Source organism: Bacillus sp. ISL-57 (genome assembly GCF_018613135.1).
GTDB classification, from domain to species: domain Bacteria; phylum Bacillota; class Bacilli; order Bacillales; family DSM-1321; genus Peribacillus; species Peribacillus frigoritolerans.
In genome coordinates this window covers 59,013-66,476 of sequence record NZ_JAGGQV010000017.1, presented here as the reverse complement: position 1 = coordinate 66,476, position 7,464 = coordinate 59,013, and the positions used below count along the sequence as shown (strand labels likewise).

General features: G+C 33.7%; 7 protein-coding genes and 1 pseudogene. 3 read left to right on the top strand and 5 right to left on the bottom strand.

All coding sequences use genetic code 11. From position 1 onward, the window contains the following. The 3 genes and pseudogenes from J7I90_RS19850 to tagU form a co-directional block, all read left to right on the top strand. Nucleotides 1-207, top strand: a 207-nt coding sequence (locus J7I90_RS19850; protein ID WP_214773438.1) for a hypothetical protein, incomplete at its 5' end; no start/stop codon positions are given. Nucleotides 208-410: 203 nt separating this feature from the next. Further along, a pseudogene (locus J7I90_RS19845) lies at nucleotides 411-548 on the top strand (ABC transporter ATP-binding protein); the annotation flags it as partial. Between the two features lie 278 nt (nucleotides 549-826). Next, entirely contained in the window at nucleotides 827-1,756 is a 930-nt protein-coding gene (gene tagU, locus J7I90_RS19840; RefSeq protein WP_214773437.1) for a polyisoprenyl-teichoic acid--peptidoglycan teichoic acid transferase TagU, read from the top strand. An 808-nt stretch (nucleotides 1,757-2,564) separates the two neighbouring features. Here the strand turns inward: tagU and J7I90_RS19835 are convergent. From J7I90_RS19835 to J7I90_RS19820, 5 genes are all read right to left on the bottom strand, one after another. Then, a complete protein-coding gene (locus J7I90_RS19835) occupies nucleotides 2,565-3,053 on the bottom strand; it encodes a VanZ family protein (protein ID WP_214773436.1) in 489 nt (162 codons plus the stop codon). Continuing rightward, a complete protein-coding gene (locus J7I90_RS27840) occupies nucleotides 3,050-3,181 on the bottom strand; it encodes a YwzD family small protein (RefSeq protein ID WP_285289451.1) in 132 nt (43 codons plus the stop codon). Before J7I90_RS27840 ends, J7I90_RS19835 begins: the two co-directional genes overlap by 4 nt. 505 nt (nucleotides 3,182-3,686) lie before the next feature. Next, a complete protein-coding gene (locus tag J7I90_RS19830; protein ID WP_214773435.1) occupies nucleotides 3,687-4,973 on the bottom strand; it encodes a cellulase family glycosylhydrolase in 1,287 nt (428 codons plus the stop codon). Beyond that, complete coding sequence (locus J7I90_RS19825) at nucleotides 4,970-6,421, bottom strand: flippase (protein WP_214773434.1); 1,452 nt, start codon at nucleotides 6,419-6,421, stop codon at nucleotides 4,970-4,972. The genes J7I90_RS19830 and J7I90_RS19825 overlap by 4 nt, the downstream gene beginning before the upstream one ends. 32 nt (nucleotides 6,422-6,453) lie before the next feature. Beyond that, nucleotides 6,454-7,440 (bottom strand): glycosyltransferase family 2 protein, encoded by a 987-nt coding sequence (locus tag J7I90_RS19820; protein ID WP_214773433.1) that lies wholly within the window; start codon nucleotides 7,438-7,440, stop codon nucleotides 6,454-6,456. Nucleotides 7,441-7,464 lie beyond the last annotated feature (24 nt).

Genomic DNA, 7,464 nt, shown 5'->3' with positions numbered 1-7,464 from the left:
TCCGTTGAATCACTTTCGTATGATGAACTTTCCGTTGAATCACTTTCGTACGATGAGCTTTCCGTTGAATCACTTTCGTATGATGAACTTTCCGCTGAATCGCTCTCGTACGATGAGCTTTCCGCTGAATCGCTCTCGTACGATGAGCTTTCCGCTGAATCACTTTCGTATGATGAACTTTCAGTTAAAAATTCCATTTGTGCTTAGCCTCCAAGACTTATTTATTCTTTAAGGATATCCGTATTGCATATATATGCGCCTTCTTTCTTGGAGGGACTTTGCTTATCACCCATTTTGAAGTAAATCTTCATCAGCTTGGAATATTTAGTGGAACCATTTCACCTGGTCAAATTATTAGACCAAACAAAAAAACTCGGACTCATTTCCGAAGCTACTTTATGATTTTCACTAAATTAGTGCTAGCACTGTCTCGGGAGATATCAGTCGTTTTATTGGATGAACCATTCTCAGGCTTGGACGTTATGGTCCAGGAGCCGATTGTACAGAGCTTGCTGTCATATATCAAATTTGAAAGGCAAATAGTTATCAGCACGGCAACGACATTACTTCTAAAATAGACTTGCAACCTCTAATATATGGATTTAAAAAAATAAGAACTAGGCCAAATTGCACAGACAAGAACGAAAGTAGTGTAATTTTTCCGATCAGCCACACCTTTATCTAACTCCCCCCCCCTCAAGAATGCTCTAGTTACTAGCACTAAAATATGCCAAAGGTATTATAAAATAGCAAAATATACTATTCTTTTACTATGAAATTAAATATAATAGATGAAGTGGTTACAAAAAGAGGAAGGAAGTAAACTATGAGACATGAAAAAAAGAAGAAAAAGAAACGGACATGGCTGAAGGTAGTCGGGGTAATTGTCCTACTATTCATATTAGCTGGGGGAGCCTTTGCCTACTCCGTATGGAATTCACTGACTAAAACCGTTGATACGATGCATACACCAATAGACCGTACCACCGATAAACGAACGAAAGACCTTGAACTATCAGATCAGGAGCCTTTCTCGATGCTCATGCTCGGTGTCGATGAACGTGAAGGCGACAAAGGCCGCTCAGATACTATGATCGTCTTGACAGTCAATCCACAAAAGAAATCGGTCAAAATGCTAAGCATTCCGCGTGATACCCGGACCGAGATCGTCGGTCATGGGACACAGGATAAAATCAACCATGCATTTGCCTTCGGCGGCGCGAAAATGTCCATGGATACCGTTGAAAACTTCCTTGATATCCCAATCGACTATTATATGAAGATCAATATGGAAGGCTTTAAGGATATCGTGGACGCAGTCGGCGGCGTGACCGTTCAAAACGATCTGGATTTCACTTATGAAGGCGTCCATTTTGCAAAGGGAAGCATTAATCTTAACGGAGAGGATGCGCTTAAATATTCCCGAATGAGATATGACGATCCGAATGGTGATTATGGCCGTCAATCCAGACAACGTTCCATCATCGAGGCTGTCATCAAGGAAGGCGCTAGCCTTTCATCACTGACGAAATACGATGATGTATTCGATGCTTTAAGTAAAAATATCCAGACGAATTTGACGTTTGATGACATGATGGATATCCAAAAGAACTACAGGGATGCAAGCAAAAGCATAACGCAAGCGACAATTCCAGGAAATGGAACGAAAATCGACGGAGTCTACTATAATATCGTGTCGGATGAAGAAAAAGAAAAGGTTCAATCCGCATTAAAAGAACAATTATCCATTAAATAAGAAAAAATGAAAGAGCTGTCCGGACCCGCATCCTGACAGCTTTTTCATTTTCCCCGTCCAATATTCTGACAAAAAACGAACACCAAATGTAGAGATTTGTTGGAATTTTTGTTGTTTATTAGGCATGAAAAGACGGTATAATCTAATATGAGCTGACAATACCATCTTCCCCTTGCCCCTTTCATCACTTGAAACTATTATCCTTGGACCCGGAAAATTCCATCAACCATCATTCATCAACTAGAATAAATAATCCTAAACAAAAGGAGTGGATTTAAATGAAAATCAAAGCAGGCAGCTGGGCTATGCTAAGCAAACAGGACAAAATGTTTATTCTGAAAGCCATCAGTGACCGTTCAAGAATGAAATATGTTTCATGAGAAGTAGCTCTTTTCGGCAATATATGAGAGCATCGCCTCTCCCTTTTCAATAAAACGAACTGGAGCCTGAAAAAGGAGAGGAATCTATTTAAACCGAAAATCCTATAACAAACAGCATTCGCCTTTTTCCTTAACGACATAGCAATTTTGTTCCAAAATAAACAACCTATAGCGAGATTTGAAGACCTGTGTAGCTCTGGTATTTCATAGGCCGATTTATGCTGCCTCCCAACCTAATCCAGACACTAGTTTTTCACATTCTTAAGTATCAGCCCAGAAATCATACTGAAAGGCCTATACTTCCACATTGTAAAATCGCTCGGTAAATGAAAAGCATACAAGCCACCCACATAGCGTAGCATTCATAAACGACAAATAAGAAGCATGTTGTAGACATGCTCCTTAATTAAATGTTTGAAATAAGTACTTCAGATCCGATGACGCCTTCTCCTTCGATAAATGAAAAGAAAACAGAAGATTCCAAGCAAACCGCCAAACGTATCCAGCATGACATCCTGCCATAAAGGGGTACGGCCACCGGTTATTTTCTGATGCAATTCATCTGCACTCGCATAAAAAAGGACACATATCAGAGCCCCTGAAAATGAAAGAATAGGATTCCTTACAAAACTGCGCCAAACACCCAAAGTCAATAAACCAAACACAAAAAAGATAAAAAGATGGGCACCCTTCCGAATGAAAAACTCCACAAAACCACTTACTCCAGCTGTTTGGGCACTAACCTCAACCCCTCCATACATGAATGAAATGCCACTTAGCTTATCATACCAATACGGCGTATTGAACTGCGCCAAAAAAGGGGTAACGCTTTGCTCCTCATACGTCTGCGAGGAAAAAAAGAAGATCAGCATCGCCCATGAAATGAGAAGGATGGGGAATATGTATTTACGGATCATACTCTATCAGTCTCCTCCATGATCCCGCTTAATTTCTCCTTAAGCTCCTCCACAAATTCATTTACAGTAACATCCTGCCCAGACTCACCTTTTGTAAAAGTGTCTTTTAAAATATCAAAAAAATCCATTAGAAATTTCCACTCCAATATAATAGAGCCACTATCTCAAACTTCTATCCTATTCCTACTTTTCAAAAATAAGGAATTTAGCTCTTTTATTTGATAATTACATATAGAGTAGGGATTGGCAAGTTGAATTTACATTAATAGGAAGTTAATCTTGAAGTTTTATGAATTATTCCATAACTGAAATTTTCAGTTAAGACTATGCATTTTCTTTACTTTAAACCTCAAACTTAAATATTAATTTTATTTTATTATAATTTAACACTGGATATTCAGCTTATCTCGTTGAGAACGGATTAATTTGTCATTTAATTATGCAAAAATAAAGCTACTTAAAAAATCTACTTATCTCTTTGCACTTTTATGTAGCATATTTGTCCAATTATCCGCGAAGCTAACAAACACGCTTTTAGAACTTTCTTAATGCTTTTAATAAATAAAGCTAATTTTGATATTCAAAAACTATTTATGGGTATTAATAAATAATGTCTCTTCCTATATCTTTTATCTACTCATTTATAACCTTTAAATATGCTGGACTATTAGAAAGCCATAAGTAGGAATTCATTGTATCAACTTCTTTAATATTTTCACCGAGCATTGAAATTTCTTGTCCTTTTACTTTTTTCTTATTAGGCCAAGAAAAGCTATGCTCATCTCCTTTTGTCCAATAAACATATATCATTTCATTTTTCTCATTGGTAAATTCAAAGAGAAAATCATCTATATGATCAAGATTAATTCTTCTCGAAAAATGATAACCAGTAAGAGTTTTGATTAATGTACTAGCTGCTATTGAAGCTTCCTTAGATATTGAACTATCATATTCTCTTATTCCAAAATTATGTTCTCCGTTATTCAAATCTTCACCGTCGTTTTTCCAATCATACCAAATACTAACTGGGATATTTTGATACATATTAATTAAGTACATTCTAACAATATATTGTGCCTGTTCCCTCTGGTCCAGTTTAATACCATAGGAAGCAGGACCTGTAGAATATCCCCATTCTCCAGAAAATATAAGTATATTTTTATTACTGTATTTTGCTATCAATTTCCTGAGTTTAGCATAATCACTAATCACTGTCTCTGGTGAACTTGAACGATAAGGATGAACTGATATTACATCTACCATATTTAGCAATCCCTTTTTAAAGGTTTCTTCTATCCATAATAAGGAACTAGGATTTAAATCAGATAATGCAGGGGCAACAATGATTCCACTTGGGTCGTTTTCCTTGATAACCCTTGATCCAGATTCAACTATATCAAGATATTTATCAACACTTGTAAATGCAGGGTACCAAAACTTTTCTGTATTAGGTTCATTCCATATCTCCCATATTACATTTTGATTTTTATATCTAATAGCAGCTTGTTCAACAAACTTCGTGTATGCTTCCCGACCAGTATCAGTAATTACGGAAGTGTGATCTTCGTATAGAGGGTTACTGTAACTAAGGATATAATAAGGTCGAATACCATTATTAATCAATCGTTCGTTGTATTCATCGTAGCCTGTGCCCTGAAAATCATATTGATTAGGTTTTTGTTCCACTCTATTCCATAAGATATCGTCGCGAACAATCTTGAATCCATTTTTTTTTATGGCCTCGACATCAACTGGAGCACTTGCTATGTGTGTTTGTATTCCTAAGTTAGATGGAACTACTTTAAATTGGCTGGCTATATTAGGTTCATGTTTTTTTTTAATAAATTTTATTGATTGTAAAGAAGTTGTTACTACAATTAAAACTAATACGATAATGAACATAATTTTATTAAATTTCATTTATTACCATCGCTTCTTATAGTTTGATTATTAGTTACTTTATTTTTCTTCTTATTGGCTAAAAATACTTTTAGACTTTTAAATAATTCTCGATCAAACAGTAAAACCATTCCCCCATAAAAAAAGAAAACCAATGTAATGCTTAACAACGGAAATGAATTAGATAAAAATCTATATAAGATTAAACTAAAAATAAAAGACAGTAAATTATATCTAACACTTATAAATAAGAAAGAAATACTTTTATTAATAAATAGACTATAACCTATTAATAATGTTACCTCTGTAATTATTGCCGAAATTGCACCACCCATAAGTCCATAATTTTTACCTAGCGTAATATAACTTATTATTGATACAATTAATCCTAGAATCATTACTAACGTTCTTTTTGCTTGTTGATTCCTAGTTGTTAAATAGTCCCCTAATGGAAAATTTATAGATTGAAAAATAACAATAAATGACAGAAAGGCCAATGCACTGCTGGCTTTTATCCATTCCTTACCCAATAAACTAATGATCCAAAATTGAGGATCCACTATAAATGGAATTGCTATTCCAATACCAATAAAAGACATCACTTTTAATTCGATTTTCGATAACTCTCTATGACTAACGTAATCCAAATTATTTCCATAATTAAATAAACGTGGATAAAATGCAGTTGCAATAACACCAGGCACTTGATAAAGTACTGCAGGTATTTTATAAGCGGTAGAAAAATAACCAACATCAGATAAAGTTGAAACCTTTTCTAAGATAATGGGGCCCAGCTGTGGAAGCATTATAACTATAATACCATTAATTGTAAAGATGAATAATTGGTCTAAAAGTGATTTATTCCAACCTTTATGTAGAGTAGAAAATCTTAATACCATTAAAATCGAAATTATCCCTGCTACTATAAATGAGCCAGCATATAATTTTATCACAAAAATTAATGGCCAGTGTAAGATTATTCCCATAAGGATAGATGTGGCGCTAATAATCCCCTGAATAACTGTAATCAGGGTACTTAAACCCATTCTTTCTTTGGCTTGGAAGAAAGATATTCCGACCCCCATAAAAGTCATACCAATAATAGTGGGATATACAATCCAATTAATAACTATAATTAAATTTGAATCGTTATAAAAATAATTAATAAATAAATAAGCAAAAAGGGTTGCCAAAACACCAAAGACTATTCTCACTCTAAAATAACTACTTATTAATTCGCTAATAACAGCATCTTTTTTAGTAACTTCTCGCATAAATGTATTAGACAAACCTGCATCTGTGAAGTATCCTGCTATCGTCGATATTGCTATAGCAATAGAAAAAATTCCATACTCTTCTGGCCCTAAATATCTCGCTAACAAAATAATTGATATTGCTGATAAAAGTCTAATACTGATATTACCGGCAAATAAATAAGAAGCATTTTGTATTATTTTTTTTAAATTCATAATAAACAACCTTTATAATATTATATGTAAATTTAAAATCCAGATATAAATGATTTTAACTTTTTAGGGAATTTCCAGAATAGGTCACCAAATAAAAAATTCTTCTTCAAATAGCTCTTAATAACTATTTTTTTGTAAATATTAGTAAAAAAGCTCCCGCCTTTAAAATCCGAAGTATCCCAATTTGGAACAGATTGTTCGATTTCTTTATTTATTATATCTACAAAATTTCGTTTTATCTTGTTGTCTTTAATATTTGGTAATCTAAGTAATACCGTTATATACAATAAATGAGCAATAAATAAATACTCTATTTCAGGTTGTCTTTCAATTAACTTTTCTTTACTTTTAATTTCTTTACTAACGTTTTTTAACATAGGGATTATGTCATGAAACTTTTCATGATTTATTTGATTAGTTTGAGATTCTCCCCTTGATTTATCATAATAATAAAGGGGTTTATCAATCTTTACAATTTTATCTGCATTAGCCAATATAGCAGGAATGATACCTAAATCTTCATACCAGTAACCCTCTGGAAACTTATGATTACTCCACAAGCTCTTATGATAAAATTTATTACAGGGTCCAGTATTTGCGTCATCCAGCCTAATACCAGTATTAATGTAATTTGTTTGTCCCTTACTATTCAAATAGTAAAAATCAAATATTATTAAATCACACCCACTAATCAATGCCTGATTAACACATAATTCAACAGCATTATTTGAAATGTAGTCATCACTATCAACCATTAAAATAAACTCACCATTAGCTTTGTCTATACCAACATTTCTAGCACTCGCTTGTCCGCCATTTTCTTTGGTTATAACATTAAATCTACAGTCTATTTCCTGGAATTTTGTTAATATTTCCGAAGAACTGTCTGTAGAACCATCATTAATAACTAATACTTCGAGATTTTGATAAGTTTGATTGACAATTGAATTAAGACACCTTTCGAGGTAATCTTCTACATTATACACAGGGATAATGATACTCACTAATGGATCTTTCATTTACAGACACTTCTTTCAATATAG